This window comes from Streptomyces sp. NPDC029138, from assembly GCF_055564375.1.
This window is the reverse complement of record NZ_JBVHWM010000003.1, coordinates 339,176-353,497: the sequence shown is the minus strand read 5'-3', so window position 1 is coordinate 353,497 and position 14,322 is coordinate 339,176. Positions and strand designations below refer to the sequence as shown.

The following is a 14,322-nucleotide window of genomic DNA, read 5'->3' as shown; positions in this document are numbered from 1 at the left end:
CCCCCTCGTGCACTTGCGCGGAGCGGTTGACCGAGCTTCGTCACCTTAGCTGACGGCGCCTCAGATGTCTGTGCCGTCCTCTTCCCCGGGCTCGCCCGCCACCAGCACCCGCAGGTGCTCGGAGACCTCCGCGCGCGCCTCGGCGGGCAGGCCGGCGTCCGTCACCAAGGTGTCCACCTGCTCCAGCGAGGCGAACGAACTCAGGCCCACCACACCCCACTTGGTGTGGTCGGCGACCACCACGACCCGGCGCGCGGAATGCACCAGCCGCCGGTTGGTCTCGGCCTCCGCCAGGTTCGGCGTGGACAGGCCCGCCTCCAGCGATATGCCGTGCACACCGAGGAAGAGCAGATCGAAGTGGAGCGCGGCGATCGCCTGGTCGGCCACCGGCCCCACCAGCGAGTCCGAGGGCGTGCGCACCCCGCCGGTCAGCACCACCGTCGCCGACCCCTGCCGCTGCCCCGAGGTGCGCTGTGCCGCGTGGAAGACGTCCGCGACCCGCACCGAGTTCGTCACCACGGTCAGGTCGGGCACCTCCAGCAGATGCTGCGCGAGCGCGTACGTCGTCGTACCGCCGGACAGGGCGATCGCCGCCCCCGGGCTGACCAGGCGGGCCGCGGCGCGCGCGATGTCCTCCTTGGCGGTCAGCTCCAGCCCCGACTTCGCCTCGAACCCCGGCTCGTGCGTGCTCGCCTCGACCACCGGCACCGCGCCGCCGTGCACCTTCTCCAGCACGCCCTGACGGGCGAGCGCGTCCAGATCGCGGCGCACGGTCATGTCCGAGACACCGAGCTTGCGGGTCAGTTCGTTGACCCGCACCCCGCCCCGGCGCCGGACCTCGTCCAGGATCAGGGCGCGGCGCTGCTCCGCGAGGAGGTTCTGATTCTCGCTCACGTACGCTCCGGTCCTTTCGCCGCCATCCGTCCGACACGCCCGGCGTACCGGCTCCGACCAGGAAATTCCATCTGTCCGGCAGTGCGCGGGCGTCCCATCTTTTCACGGGTCGGTGCCGGTTGCGCCACCGCGTCGCGACCCGTCCGACGCACACGGTTCGGGGAGATTCCGTGACGAGAGGTGTACGCGACCGCCGGACCGGAGATCCTGAAGCGCGCACGGCACAGACGTCAGGGCGTCACGGGGGAAGTGCGAGAACAGTGGAACGCGCGCAGGAACGTCGTGCGGGGCAGCGGGATGAGCGCCCCGCCGGGCAGTACGTGGACCGGGCCGGGGAGCCGCCGGAGACCGAGCTGGAACTGCTGGTGCACGGGGTCGGCGGGACCACGCCGGAGAGGATGCTCGGCGACCCGCGCACCGTCCGGGTCACCGGCGACGACACGGCCGCCGTCTTCCGGCGCGCCGAGGACACCGAGGCCGCTCCGGACGGCAGAGGGGCCGGGGGAGGGGCGGGGGGAGAGCGCGGGCGGGAATCCCGGCGCGGACCGGTCCGGGAGGCCTACGTCTGGTGCAACCTCACCTCCGGCGACGGCAGCCGTGCCCTGTGGCTGTTGCTGCTGCCGTTCATGGTGGTGAACCTCGCCCACTGGATGCGCCCCGCCGCGCCCGGCCGGCCGCGCGTGGTCCGGCTCTACGGCCTCCTGGTGCGCCTGTCCGCCCTCACCCTGACCGTGCTGCTGGTGGCCGCCGCCTGCGAGGTGGCCCTCGACCTGGTCGCCTGGCAGTGCGCGGGCGTCCAGTCCTGCGTGCGCCGCCACTCCTGGCTGGACTTCCTGTCGCCAGCCGCCGGCGGCTGGTGGAGCGCCCCCGGCCGCCGACTGGCCCTCGCGGCGGCACTGCCGACCACGCTGACCGGCCTGCTCTGGTACCTCTCCCACCGCACCTGGAGCGCCTACGAGTCCCACCGGCCACTGACCGCCGCCACCGAACCGACCGACGGCGGACCGAAGCCGGTCGGTGGTGGACCAGAGCCGGTCAGCGGCGGGGCCGAGTCGGTGAGTGGCGGCTCCGCCCCGGCTAGCGGTGGGTCGCCGCTTGGCAGCGGGGGACCGGAGCCGGTCAGCGGTGACCCCAAGTCGGCCAGTGGCGGGCCCGAGTCGGTGAGTGGCGGCTCCGAGTCGGCCATCGGCGGCTCCGAGCCGGCCAGCGGTGGACCGCTGCCTGACAGCGGCGGGCCGGAGCCGACCGGCGGCGGAGCGGAGGCGGCCAGCGGCGGGCCCGACCCGGCCAGCGGGGGACCGGAGCCGGCCAGGCACGGGCTTGAGCCGGTCAGCGGCGGACCGGAGCCGGTCAGTGGTGGGCCGGAGCCGGTCAGTGGTGGGCCCGCCTCGACCAGTGGTGGACCCGCGCCGGACAGCGATGACCCCGAGTTCGCCGTCCACGGCAGTGCGCTGGCCCGGCCCGGCTTCTGGTACGGGCGCCGTCTGGTCGCCCGGTTGCGCGCGGCGCACACCGCGGCCGGTCTGCTCACGGTGGCTGCCGCCGTCACCACCCCGGCGGCCCGGTTCGACCACCGGCCCGGCGGCCCCACGGTCCTGGACGCCCTCGGCTGGCTGCTGGCCGCCGCCCTGCTCGCCTACGGGGCGGCGGTCGTCGGGGTGGTCTGCCGCCGGGGCCGCAGCGAGAACCGGCTCGACCAGCGGCTCGACCGGCACCTCGTACGCGGCCTGCCGCTCGCCGCGCTCGCCCTGCTGCTGTCAGCGCTGGTGTACGCCGGCTGGTCCCGGCCCGGCTGGCAGTCCACCGGCCGGCTGCCCGGCGACCCGGCCTTCGGCGCCCTCATGCTGGCCCAGGGCCTGCTCGTCGTCGCCCTCGCCGCCGTGGCCGGGTACCTGCACCGGCGCCGCCCCGACCCGCGCGCCGGAATGCGCGGCCTCGGCGGTCCCGCCGTCGCCCTGCTCGCCTGCGCACTGGGCGGTGTGATCTCCGGCGGGGTCGCCCAGCGCGTCGCCGACTGGCTGGACGGCACCCGCGCCCTGCTCACCGGCCCACCCGTCCTGCTGACCTGGCAGGCGTCCGTCATCCCGCCGCTCCTCGCGGTCCTGCTGCTCCTGACCGCCGGGCTCGCCCTGAACACCGCCCGGCTCGCCCGCGCCGAGCGCGACCGGGTCCGCCGCGAGCACCCCGGCGAGCCCGAGGACCCCGCCCGTACCCGCGCCATCGCGCACGCCCGGGCCATGGCCACCCTCACCGACCGGGTGCCGCTCGTCGTCGCCGTACTCACCGCCACCACCCTGGTCCTCGGCTCCGTCGCGCTGACCGGAGCGCTGGCCACGAGGAAGACGCCCGACGGGGCGGCCCACCGCACCCACCACCTGGTCCAGGCCGTGGCCGAGACCTCGCAGGCGCTGGGCTCCTGGCTGGTCGGCGTCGGCTTCCTGCTGTTCGTGACCTGGGGCAGGCGCGCCTACAAGGACGCCTCGGCGCGGCGCACCATCGGCATCCTCTGGGACGTCGGCACCTTCTGGCCGCGCGCCGCCCACCCCTTCGCACCTCCCTGCTACGCCGAGCGCGCCGTGCCGGACCTGACCTGGCGCATGGCCACCTGGACCCGGCGCACCGGGGGCCGGCTGGTGCTGTCCGGCCACTCCCAGGGCAGCGTCCTCGCCGCCGCCGCGGCCTGGCAGCTGCCGCCGTCCGTACGCGGGCGGGTCGCCCTGCTCACCTACGGCTCCCCGCTGGAGCGCCTGTACGGCCGCTGGTTCCCGGCCCACTTCGGCCCGCCGGCCCTCGCCGCGCTGCACCACGACATCGACTGCTGGCGCAACCTCTACCGCCGCACCGACCCCATCGGCGGCCCCGTCCGCGTCCCCGACGACACCAGCCCCGACGTGGACCACGAGCCCCTGCGGGACCCCCTCGCCTACGGCCGCACCCCGGACCACCCGCTCCCGGCCCCGATCCTCGGTCACTCCGACTACCAGTCGGACCCCGCCTTCACCCGCGAACGTGCCCGCCTCCTGACCCGCCTGCACCCGGAGGTGCCGGGCCAGCGCCCGGAGCCTGGCGCCTAGGACTGAGCCGCCGACGGACCCCGGGCGCGACAAACTCGGCCGGCCCTGCCGACCCGGCGGCCGGACTGCTCAGGGCAGGTCCGGCAGGTCCTCCGCGTACAGCAGGGTCAGGTCGTCGGTGGTCGGGTCGGGCAGCTGGGCGACCCGGCTCGCGTGGCGCTCCACCATCGCCTCGAAGGTCTGCCGGGCGGTGCGGCCGTTGCCGAACGCCGGTCCCTTCGGGATCGCCGTGAAGTACTTCAGCAGCGCCTCGGACGCTCCCGGCGCCAGCCGGTACTCGTGCTCGTCGGCCTGCTGCTCCACGATCCGCAGCAGCTCCTCGGGGCCGTAGTCGCCGAAGGTGATGGTGCGGGAGAAGCGGGACGCGACGCCCGGGTTGACGGACAGGAAGCGTTCCATCTCCGCGGTGTACCCGGCGACGATCACCACCACCGCGTCCCGGTGGTCCTCCATCAGCTTCACCAGCGTGTCGATGGCCTCCTTGCCGAAGTCCCGCCCGGCGTCCTCCGGGGACAGCGCGTAGGCCTCGTCGATGAACAGCACACCGCCGCGCGCCCGCTCGAAGGCCTCCTGGGTGCGGATCGCCGTGGAACCGATGTGCTCACCGACCAGGTCGACCCGGGACACCTCCACCAGATGACCCTTCTCCAGCACGTCCAGCGAGGCGAGGATCTCGCCGTAGAGCCGGGCGACCGTCGTCTTGCCGGTGCCGGGAGAGCCGGTGAAGACCAGATGCCGCTTGACGGAGGCCGCCTTCAGCCCCGCCCGCTGCCGGCGCCGGCCCACCTCGATCATGTCGATCAGCGCCCGCACCTCGCGCTTGACGCTCTCCAGGCCCACCAGCGCGTCGAGTTCCCCGAGCACGTCCTTCGACGCGCGCTGCGGCTTCTCGGGCTCCGCCACGGCGACGGGCGGCGCCTGCTCCGCCGCCCGCTGACCGGGGAGCGCGCCGAGCAGGCCGGCGGGCTGCGTCACCGTCTCCACGGCCGCCTCCCGGACCGAGGGCGCCCGGACACCGCCGCTCTCGTCGCTGGTGCAGTCCTCCACGACCGGTCCCGTCCCGGACCCCGCGTCCGGGCCGCCGTCGGCGAACTCGTACCCCCCGCGCGCGCACCGCTCCGTACGGCACTTGCGCAGCGTCGTACGGCAGCCGTCGATCACATGGAAGCCGTAGCCGCCGCTGCCGGTGACCCGGCAGTTCAGGAAGCTGCCCCGGCCGCCCGCGGAGACGTAGAAACCGGCCTCCGACGGAGAGTCGACCGTGCACCGCTCGATGGTCGGGTCGGCGCCCTTGGTGACGATCACACCGGTCTGGGTGCCGTCCAGGGTGCAGTTGTTGAGCGTGCCGCCGCTGCCGTGGTCGCGGAACCAGGCACCGGTGGCCGCCTCCCTGATCCGGCAGTCGTCCAGCTGCGCGGTCGCCCCGTCGCTCACCGACACGGCCGTGTTGCGCACCTGCGACAGGTCGCTGTCGACGACGTCCGCGCGGGAGCCGCGGTCCAGCACGAACAGCGCGTCCGGCACGTCGTGCACCCGGCAGGAGTCCAGTACCGCGGTGGCCCCGTCGCTCACCCACACCGCCGGGTAGTCGCCGGTGCTGTCGAAGATCTCGCACTGGTTGGCGTCCACCCGGGTTCCCGGGTCCCACACCGACAGGCCGTTGCGCCCGAACTGACGGACCGTCGTCCGGGTCAGCGTGAGCACCGAACGGGAGCGCAGGTCGACCGCGTTCTCCGGGATGTCGTGGAGGTGGCAGTCGGCGAGCGTGAGCACCGCGTCGGTGTCCAGGGTGATGCCGTCGGCGGTGGTGCGGTGCACATCGCAGTCGGTCAGGTGCGCGGTCGCCCGCTGGGTGATCTGCACCCCGGAGCCGCGCACCTCGTAGATCTCGCATCCCACCGCCTCCAGCGAGGAGTTCTCGCCGGTCGCGGTCAGCCCGGTGCCGGAGGCGTGGTGCACCCGGCAGCGCTCCAGCCGGGGATGGGCCCCGCCGCGCACCGCCACCCCCGCCTGCCCGGCCGCGACGACCTCGCAGTCCTCGAACACCCCGCCCCCGCCGTCGAGTACGGCGATGCCGATGCCGGCCGGGTTGTCGACGGTGCACCGGCGCACGGTCGGGCGGGCGCCGCCGCGCACCTCGATGCCGGCGGCGGACCGGGTGACGATCCGCACGTCCAACAGCTCGGGCGTGCCCTCCTCGACCAGCAGCGCGGGCGCCGCCGCGTCCTGGCCCTCCACGTGCAGGTCCTGCACGACGGCCGACGCCCGCACGGTGAGCGGAACCCCGTCCACCGGAGCGATCCGCACCGAGCCGGGTGAGCCCTCGGGCCCACGGAGTGTCACCGCCCGCTGGACGACGAGGTTCTCCCGGTAGGTGCCGGGGGCGATGGTGAGGACGTCGCCGTCGGCGGCGGCCTCCAGGGCGGCGGCGAGCGAAGCGTACTCACCCGTGCGGCGCCGCCACCGCGACGTACCGGTGTGCGTCACCTGGACCGTGCCCTGTGCCATGGCGTTGCTGTGCCCCCACCTCGTCGTACTGATGGCTCGCTGCCCGCCGGGGCGCTGCCGCCGGTGCCCGGACCGCGACCGTGCTCGGCCCCCGGGGCGTGAGCGCTTCCGCGCCCTGGAGACCTGTGCGCCCCGGGGTTCACGCACCCGCGGGTTGTCGCCGAATGCGCTTCGGCCGGTCCACCGTAGCGCGTGCGTGCACACCGAGTTGACCAGAGCCGGAAGGCCGTCAGCTGCCGGTGCCCGCCTTGCCCCAGTCCGGGCCCGCCCGGTCCCAGGCCTGGTCCCAGCGCGCGTACCGTCGGCGGACCAGGCGCCACACGGTCAGGCGGCGGCCGCACTCGACCAGGGCCGCGGTCAGCAGCGCCGCGCCGAGTCCGGCGAGAACGGCGTGTGTCGTCGCCGTGGCGGAGTCCAGCGGGCGGGTCGTTATTCGGCCGTGCGGGTCGGTCCAGAGCCGGAAGCGGTCCCCTCGGTGCGGGGACTTGAGGTCCGCCAGGACCGGGCCGTGCTGCCGGGTGCCGTCCGGCGCGGTCCAGTCCGCGAGGACACGGCTGCCGGTGTCGCGCGCGGAGGTGGTGTCGGGGTCGGTCTCCGGCAGGGCCCCGCCCATGTCCCGCACCACGGTGGCCGTGACCAGATGGCGCGTGTGCTGCTGCTGCCGTACGGAGCGCTGGAGCGAGTCCTGGGCGGCGGCACCGACCAGACAGCCGGTCACGGGCGCGGCCACGGCGATGAGCAGCAGCGCCACGAGGGCCACCCACGCCTCGGCCAGATCGGTCGCGCGGCGCAGCGGATTCTGCCGCCAGCGCCACAGCCCACTGAGTGCTCGCATGTCCCCACCCCCTCCCGGTCCGTCATGATCCCCGGCATCGGCGCTCGCCCCCGGACCGGACCGGGAGAGAGCCGTCACGTCCGCCGCGGTACCTGACGCACGCGGCCCCTCACGAATTTCTCACGCTCACTCAACGACCGGGACCCGACCCCCGGTTCCCGGCCGGCGGATCGTCATCGACGGCTGTGCGCGCGCCGGTCCCTACTCGAGCACCCGCACCGGGTCGCCGACCCTGATCGTGCCGGGCGAGAGGGGCACCAGGTTCTGACCGAAGAGCAGCCTGCCGCCGATCCTGCGGTGGCGCGCCAGGGTGAGCAGCGGTTCCCGGCCGCGTACGGCCGTGGCCTGGTCGGTCGTGGTCACCACACACCGTCCGCTCGGCTTCGGGGCCCGGAAGACCACCTCGCCGACGGCGATCCGCGTCCACTGGTCCTCGGCCCACGGCTCGGTGCCCGCGACGACGACGTTCGGCCGGAAACGGTTCATGGGCAGCGGGCCCTCGTGGGCGTTCGGCCCCTCCGCTATCAGGGAGTTCAGGGCGTCCAGCGAGGCCACCGTGGTGACCAGCAGGGGATAGCCGTCGGCGAAACTGACCGTCTCGCCGGGCAGGGCGTACTCGGGGTCGACCGGGCGGCGGGTGGCCGGGTCGTCCATGTGCACCAGGCGGACCTCGGCCCCCAGGTAGGCGCCGCACCAGGCGTGCGCGGCCGGGGCGGCCGGGACCCCCTCCACCTTCGTGCCGAACACGTTCATCGGCACGGTCGTCGTCGGCTCCGGCACCTCGACCGTCAGCGGCGGCAGGCCCGGCGCGGACAGACGAACGCCGCCGCCGGCCAGAGGCTCGGCGGCGGCCAGTGCGAGGCGCGGTTGCTCGCGCTGTGTGACGACCTTTCCCCCGTTGTCGATCAGCGTCCAGCGTCGGTCACCGGCCAGGCCCCAGGGCTCCACGACGGCCTCCCGGGGCGAGACGCCCCGGAACGCCTTGACCGGGTGGACGTGGATCGACTCCACTTCGGCGTATCCCATGCCGTCCATCGTGCCAGGCGACACCGACAGCAGGGGCGCGCCGGTCAGTAACCGCGGTACTGCTGGTTGTTGTACGGATCCTGGTAGGGAGCCGGCGCGGGCCGCGGCGCGGCCGGACGCATGGTCTCGTACCCGTTGCCCGGCGCCATCGGCCGCTGCTGCTGCGGGGCCTGCGGACCGGGGTAGCCGCGCGGGGCGCTCGCCTGCTGCGGGATGTACGCCGTGGGCGCCTGCTGCAACGGTGCGGGCTGCTGCGGGTAGCCGTAGGCGGGGGGCTGCTGCTGGGCCGGGGCCGCCGGGAGGGCGGGGAGGGCCGACGGCAGGGCGGGCAGGCTGCTGCCCGTGTCGTAGGCGGCGGGGACCCGGATCGGGGCGATCTGCGGGGTGCCCCGCTCGGCGACGAGCGAGTCGTAGATCGGGGTGTCCGGGAAGGAGGCGGAGTAGTAGCCGCCACCATAAGTGGAGCGGGGGGAGGTCATGGCACATAAGTTAAGCCCACGATGTGCTGGTTGGGGAGACCGATAAGAGGGTTGTTTTCCGTGTCGGCAGGAGCCTGGGATCCTCAATCCGAGCGAACTCGGCAAAAAGGGACGCCGATCCACGTTTGGATCATGTAAAGGCCGAGTTCCTCCGGGGTTACCGGCGGTTGACCGGCGATCTTCCTGTGCCGTTCATGGGCGTGGCCCGTACCCGGGAATAGGTTGTGCGGGTAGGGATGACACGCGCGCGGGGCCAGACCCGGAAGCCGACACGTGATGGGGGCGGACATGCCAATGCCGAAAGGATCCAACACGCCGGTGCCGACCACGGCGCTGCGCGTCGAGGTGGGCTGGCGGTCCGGCCCCGGGGTGCCGGACGCCGACGCCTCGGCGTTGTTGCTCGTCGCCGGAAAGGTCCGCTCCGACGGGGACTTCGTCTTCTACAACCAGCCCGCCCACTCCTCCGGCGCGGTACGCCACGAGGGCAAGCGGACGGCCGGCGGACGGGTCACCGACACCCTGCTGGCCGACCTCGCGCGCGTGGAGGGCGCCGTCGAACGGATCGTCCTCGCCGCCTCAGCGGACGGCGGAACCTTCGGGCAGGTCCCGGACCTCTCCATCGAGGTGACCGACGCCGCCTCCGGCCAGGTGGTCGCCCGCTTCGACAGCCCCGGCGCGACCGTCGAGACGGCCTTCGTGCTCGGCGAGTTCTACCGCCGCCAGGGCGGCTGGAAGTTCCGTGCCGTCGGCCAGGGGTACAGCAGCGGACTCGAAGGCCTCGCAACGGACTTCGGCATCACCGTGGACGAACCGCAGCACACCGCGCCGCCCACGACGCCGGCCCAGGTCACCACCCCACCGCGTCCCGCCCCGGCCCCGCCGCCCCCGGCCCAGCCCGTCCGGCTCTCCAAGGTCACCCTCACCAAGGCGGCCCCGTCCGTCTCGCTGGCCAAGCAGGGCGGCACCTCCGGCGCGATGCGGGTGAACCTCAACTGGCAGACACGTAAACAGTCCACGGGCTGGGGCGGCCGATGGGGCGGCGGTGGCGACATCGACCTCGACCTGTGCGCGCTGTACGAACTCACCGACGGCCGCAAGGGAGTCGTACAGGCCCTCGGGAACGCCTTCGGCTCGCTCCACCGGCCGCCGTACATCCACCTCGACGGCGACGATCGCACCGGAGCCCTGGCGGCCGGCGAGAACCTCACCATCAACCTCGACCACAAGCAGGACTTCCGGCGCATCCTCGTCTTCGTCACCATCTACGAGGGCGCCCGTTCCTTCGCCGACCTGCACGCCACCGTCACCCTCCTGCCGCAGCACGGCGCCCCCATCGAGTTCTCGCTGGACGAGTGCACCGTCGACTCCCCGGTGTGCGCACTCGCGCTGATCACCAACACCGGCGACGACCTGCTCGTCCAGCGCGAGGCGCGGTATCTGGTGCCGGAACGCGGATCGAGCCCGCAGCGGACCATAGACCGCGCCTACGGCTGGGGCATGAACTGGACGCCCGGCCGCAAGTGACCCGGCTCAGCCCTCGTCCGCGACGGCGTCCGGGCGGGCGTAGGTGCGGCCCTTCCACGCGGCCCCGCGCCCGCGGTAGTGCTGCACGGCCGAGTCGACCGTCATCAGCAGATAGAGGAACGCCGTGAACGGCAGCAGCGGGGCGAGCCACAGCGGCTGCCGGTAGTAGCGCAGCATCGGCACGTACGTCCCCGCCATCACCGCCCACGCCGCGGCCCCCACGAGCGCCACCCCCGCGGCCCCGCCGGCCGCGCCCACGGCCACGGCGGCCGGCGGCACCAGGTACACCAGGGCGAGCCCGGCGACCGTACCGAGGAGCAGCAGCGGATGGTGCCGCAGCTGGGCGTAGGCGCTGCGCGAGACCATCCGCCACAGGTCGCGCAGCCGCGGATAGGGGCGCACACTGTCCACCCGGTCGGCCAGCCCCAGCCAGACGTGACCGCCCGAGCCCTTCACCGCGCGCGCGAGCGCCACGTCGTCGATGACGGCGTGCCGGATGGCCTCCGGAATGCGCGCCCTCTCCGCCATGTCCGCGCGCAGCAGGACACAGCCGCCCGCCGCCGCGGCCGTACGTGAGCCGGGCCGGCCGATCCACCGGAAGGGATACAACTGCGCGAAGAAGTACACGAACGCCGGAACCACGAGCCGCTCCCACAGACTCGCCACCCGCAGCCGCGCCATCTGCGACACGACGTCGAAGCCGCCGGCGTGGGCCGCCGCCACCAGCTCGCGCAGACTGTCCGGCGCGTGCGCGATGTCGGCGTCCGTCAGCAACAGATATTCGGGTTCACGCGCGCGTGCCAGCCCGATGCCGTACCGCACCGCCCACAGCTTGCCCGTCCAGCCCGCCGGCGGCTCACCCGGCGATCCCACGGTGAGCGGCAGCCCGCCGTGCCGCCGGGACAGCTCTCGGGCCAGGTCCCCGGTGCCGTCCGTACTGCCGTCGTCCACCAGGAAGACCTCGGCCCGCCCCGGATAGTCCTGCGTCAGCAGCGACGGCAGGCCGGCCGGCAGCACGGCTGCCTCGTCGCGGGCCGGCACGACCACGCAGACCGACGGCCACACGTCCGGGTCCCGGCGCTTCGGCAGCCGGACGTCCGTGCGCCAGAAGAAGCCCTGGCCCAGCAGCAGCCAGCACCAGGCGGCCAGTGATACGACGGTGATCCACAGGAAGGCGCTCACGGCCGCAGTCTGCCCCACCCGACCGGCTCACGAGGACGCATCGTCTATCGTGGCCGGGTGAAGATCGCGCTCATGGACTCCGGAATCGGCCTGCTGCCCGCCGCCGCCGCGGTACGTCGACTGCGACCCGACGCGGATCTCGTCCTGTCGTGGGACCCGGTAGGAATGCCCTGGGGACCGCGCACCCCGGAGGACATCACCGAGCGGGCCATCGCCGTCGCCGAGGCCGCCGCCGCACACGAGCCCGATGTCCTGATCGTCGCCTGCAACACGGCGTCGGTGCACTCCCTGCCGGCGATGCGGGCCCGCTTCGAGCCGGACCTGCCGATCATCGGTACCGTTCCGGCGATCAAGCCGGCCGCGGCGGGCGGCGGACCCGTCGCGATCTGGGCCACCCCGGCCACCACGGGGAGCGCCTATCAGCGCGGGCTGATCGAGCAGTTCGCCGCGGGCGTGGCCGTGACCGAGGTGGCCTGCCCCGGCCTCGCGGACGCCGTGCACCACGCGGACGACGCGGCGATCGACGCCGCCATCGCCTCGGCCGCCGCCCGCACCCCCGACGACGTCACCACGGTCGTCCTCGGCTGCACCAACTACGAGCTGGTCGCCGAGCGCATCCGGGCGGCCGTCCAGCAGCCCGGCCGCCCGCCCCTCATCCTGCACGGCACCGCCGGAGCGGTGGCCGCCCAGGCCCTGCGCCGCATCGGAGCGGAGTCGGTTCCGGCCGCCGTCGCCGACACCACTCTCACGGTGCTGCTGAGCGGTCGCGAGGCAACCCTCCCGGACACGGCGCTGTCCTACGAGGAAGGCCGCTTCCTCCAGGCCGTCAGCCCCGTCCGCTGACCGGCGCGGAACCGGCCCGGCCGTCCGGTCCGCCGTGCCCCGGCCGGGCCAGTGACCCCGTGCCACGCCCTACCCGCGCAGCGAAACCTGAGTAACCTCGTAAACATGAGGGACCACCCCGACGCCGACGACACCCCGCACCCGGACGTCTGGACGGGACGCGCCACCAACCGGGTCCAATGGCTGCTGGCGCTGGTCGGTGCCGCCTGCATGGCGCTCGGCATCGAACTGGCCGTCGACTCGGCCTGGGGCTCCGGCACCGCCCCGCTCGTGATGTCGGTCGTGGGCTGCATCGCGGCCGGCCTGCTGGTCCTCTTCGGCACGCTCGCCTTCGTGCACGTCGACCTCAAGCTCGACAAGGAGTGCGTCGAAGTGCGCTGCGGGCACATGGGGCTGCCGCGCCGCCGCATCCCGCTCTCCCACGTGGCCGGCGCCGACTTCACCGCACTCGTCACCCCCCGGCACTGGGGCGGCTGGGGCTACCGCTGGCGCCCCGAGAAGGGCACCGCGGTCGTCGTACGCCGTGGCGAGGGCATCGTGCTGCGTCTGTGGGACGGCCACACGTTCACGATCACCGTGGACAACGCCGAAGCGGCGGTACGAGCCATCAGGGACCGCCTGCGGACGATCAAGCCGGGGACGGCGGCCTGACCCGTCTGGCCGGGGGCCCGCGCCAGGAGTTCGTACGCATAGCGCCCACCGACCCCCTGTTCAGGGTCTCGGTGTCGCCGTCTCGCCCGTCCACGGTCGCGCCGTGGCCCAGCCGGCCAGGAGGGCCGCGCCTGACGTCACCGTCGTGAAGCTGAGGGCGTTGCTCACCGAGGCGAGACCGGCCAGCGCCGCGAGGGCCGCGCCAGCGGTGAGGGCGACCGGGGTGGGGCGCGGGGTGCGCCACAGCGCGTGGAGGACCCAGCAGAACACGGCGACCAGCAGGAACACCCCGACCAAGCCCTGTTCGGCCGCCTGTTGCAGGAGGGCCGAGTGCGGTTTGCCGTCGGCCAGCAGGGTCCGCGGTGTCCCCGGGCTCAGGTCGCCGAACCGGCCGGGGCCGATCCCGAGACCGCTGTTCCGGCCCGCCAGCCACAGGGCGTCCCGCCACAGTCGGACCCGGTGCGCGGTGAACCGGCCTTCGAGCGCGCCGGTCAGGCCGCCGGGCAGCGCGTCGCCGGCGACCGCCCAGATCGTCGCCGCCACCAGGCCCGCCGCCACGGCCGTCCCCGCCAGCCACGCGCCCCGGTTGCGCGCCGAGCCGGCGGCGAGGGAACACAGCAGGACCGCCGCGCTGGCCGCGCAGCCCGCCGTCGACCCCAGCGCCACCCCGGCCGCCACGACGGCGCAGGCCAGCGCCCGCAGCGCCAGCCGCAGGGCCGGTACGGCCGTCGCCCAGGCGGCACAGCACGCGGCCCCGGTGGCCAGCGCCAGCAGGGCGGCCGTGGCGCCCGCGAGTCCGAGCGGGGCGGCGTACCAGGGACCGGGGGAGAGCCCGGGGAGTGTCACGGCCAGGACGAGTCCCGCCACGGCACCGGCGCAGGGCGCGGCGACCGGCAGCAGCGCACCGGAGACCCGGCCCGCGGCATACCCGGCGGCCACGGCGAGCACCGCGAGCAGCATGCCCTCGGGCCGGCCGTCGTGGGCCGCGGCGGTGATCAGCGACCACCCGGCGCAGGCCCCCAACAGGATCATGCCCGTCCCGTCGGAAACGTTTCTTCGCGTGCTGTGGGCATCCGCACCGTACGCACCGGTCGCGGACCCCGTCCCCGTCGACCCCACCCGTCGCCCCTCGTACCCGGTCCCCCGACCTGTGGCAGGCCACGACCGCGCGCCGGATCCGGCCGCGCCGCCGAAGCTGGGCACACCGTAACGGCTCATGACCGGTTTGGGGACGAGGCGCGGAGCAACACCGTGATTCCGCCGCGTGGTGGAGACCGCCCCACCACGGCGGGCCCCAGGCGCTCAC

The 14,322-nt window shown here is 74.3% G+C and carries 11 protein-coding genes; 4 read left to right on the top strand and 7 right to left on the bottom strand.

All coding sequences use genetic code 11. From position 1 onward, the window contains the following. Positions 1 to 60 precede the first annotated feature (60 nt). On the bottom strand, positions 61 to 894 hold the full coding sequence (locus tag ACZ4WH_RS05600; protein ID WP_468176883.1) for a DeoR/GlpR family DNA-binding transcription regulator: 834 nt from the start codon (positions 892 to 894) through the stop codon (positions 61 to 63). Positions 895 to 1,154: 260 nt separating this feature from the next. Between ACZ4WH_RS05600 and ACZ4WH_RS05595 the strand changes: the two genes are divergently transcribed. Next, positions 1,155 to 3,968: a hypothetical protein gene (locus ACZ4WH_RS05595; RefSeq protein ID WP_468176881.1), complete on the top strand. Its 2,814-nt coding sequence runs from the start codon at positions 1,155 to 1,157 to the stop codon at positions 3,966 to 3,968. 69 nt (positions 3,969 to 4,037) lie between these two features. On the opposite strand, the gene ACZ4WH_RS05590 is transcribed toward ACZ4WH_RS05595, so the two are convergent. The 4 genes from ACZ4WH_RS05590 to ACZ4WH_RS05575 form a co-directional block, all read right to left on the bottom strand. Continuing rightward, positions 4,038 to 6,476, bottom strand: coding sequence for a right-handed parallel beta-helix repeat-containing protein (locus tag ACZ4WH_RS05590; RefSeq protein ID WP_468176879.1), 2,439 nt, complete (start codon positions 6,474 to 6,476; stop codon positions 4,038 to 4,040). 229 nt (positions 6,477 to 6,705) lie between these two features. Continuing rightward, entirely contained in the window at positions 6,706 to 7,311 is a 606-nt protein-coding gene (locus ACZ4WH_RS05585; RefSeq protein WP_468176877.1) for an Rv1733c family protein, read from the bottom strand. Between the two features lie 201 nt (positions 7,312 to 7,512). After that, positions 7,513 to 8,337, bottom strand: coding sequence for an MOSC domain-containing protein (locus ACZ4WH_RS05580; protein ID WP_468176875.1), 825 nt, complete (start codon positions 8,335 to 8,337; stop codon positions 7,513 to 7,515). 44 nt (positions 8,338 to 8,381) lie between these two features. Continuing rightward, positions 8,382 to 8,816 carry a DUF6643 family protein gene (locus tag ACZ4WH_RS05575; RefSeq protein WP_468176873.1) on the bottom strand — a complete coding sequence of 145 codons (435 nt, stop codon included), beginning with the start codon at positions 8,814 to 8,816 and terminating at the stop codon, positions 8,382 to 8,384. A 294-nt stretch (positions 8,817 to 9,110) separates the two neighbouring features. On the opposite strand from ACZ4WH_RS05575, the gene ACZ4WH_RS05570 reads away from it, so the two are divergent. Beyond that, the gene (locus tag ACZ4WH_RS05570; RefSeq protein ID WP_468176871.1) at positions 9,111 to 10,340 is read left to right on the top strand and encodes a TerD family protein; all 1,230 of its coding nucleotides are present in this window, start codon (positions 9,111 to 9,113) and stop codon (positions 10,338 to 10,340) included. Between the two features lie 6 nt (positions 10,341 to 10,346). Here the strand turns inward: ACZ4WH_RS05570 and ACZ4WH_RS05565 are convergent, their stop codons facing one another. After that, a complete protein-coding gene (locus ACZ4WH_RS05565) occupies positions 10,347 to 11,540 on the bottom strand; it encodes a glycosyltransferase (RefSeq protein WP_468176869.1) in 1,194 nt (397 codons plus the stop codon). Between the two features lie 39 nt (positions 11,541 to 11,579). Here ACZ4WH_RS05565 and ACZ4WH_RS05560 point away from each other — a divergent pair, with 39 nt between their 5' ends. Further along, positions 11,580 to 12,365: a glutamate racemase gene (locus ACZ4WH_RS05560; protein ID WP_468176867.1), complete on the top strand. Its 786-nt coding sequence runs from the start codon at positions 11,580 to 11,582 to the stop codon at positions 12,363 to 12,365. Positions 12,366 to 12,470: 105 nt separating this feature from the next. Continuing rightward, a complete protein-coding gene (locus ACZ4WH_RS05555; protein ID WP_468176865.1) occupies positions 12,471 to 13,016 on the top strand; it encodes a hypothetical protein in 546 nt (181 codons plus the stop codon). 60 nt (positions 13,017 to 13,076) lie between these two features. On the opposite strand, the gene ACZ4WH_RS05550 is transcribed toward ACZ4WH_RS05555, so the two are convergent. After that, positions 13,077 to 14,048, bottom strand: coding sequence for an O-antigen ligase family protein (locus ACZ4WH_RS05550; protein ID WP_468176863.1), 972 nt, complete (start codon positions 14,046 to 14,048; stop codon positions 13,077 to 13,079). Between the last annotated feature and the right edge of the window lie 274 nt (positions 14,049 to 14,322).

Coding starts and splice junctions, on each gene's coding strand:
- ACZ4WH_RS05550 (WP_468176863.1), bottom strand. CDS start 14,048: ATGATCCTGTTGGGGGCCTGCGCCGGGTGGTCGCTGATCACCGCCGCG.
- ACZ4WH_RS05570 (WP_468176871.1), top strand. CDS start 9,111: ATGCCGAAAGGATCCAACACGCCGGTGCCGACCACGGCGCTGCGCGTC.
- ACZ4WH_RS05590 (WP_468176879.1), bottom strand. CDS start 6,476: ATGGCACAGGGCACGGTCCAGGTGACGCACACCGGTACGTCGCGGTGG.
- ACZ4WH_RS05555 (WP_468176865.1), top strand. CDS start 12,471: ATGAGGGACCACCCCGACGCCGACGACACCCCGCACCCGGACGTCTGG.
- ACZ4WH_RS05575 (WP_468176873.1), bottom strand. CDS start 8,816: ATGACCTCCCCCCGCTCCACTTATGGTGGCGGCTACTACTCCGCCTCC.
- ACZ4WH_RS05580 (WP_468176875.1), bottom strand. CDS start 8,337: ATGGGATACGCCGAAGTGGAGTCGATCCACGTCCACCCGGTCAAGGCG.
- ACZ4WH_RS05585 (WP_468176877.1), bottom strand. CDS start 7,311: ATGCGAGCACTCAGTGGGCTGTGGCGCTGGCGGCAGAATCCGCTGCGC.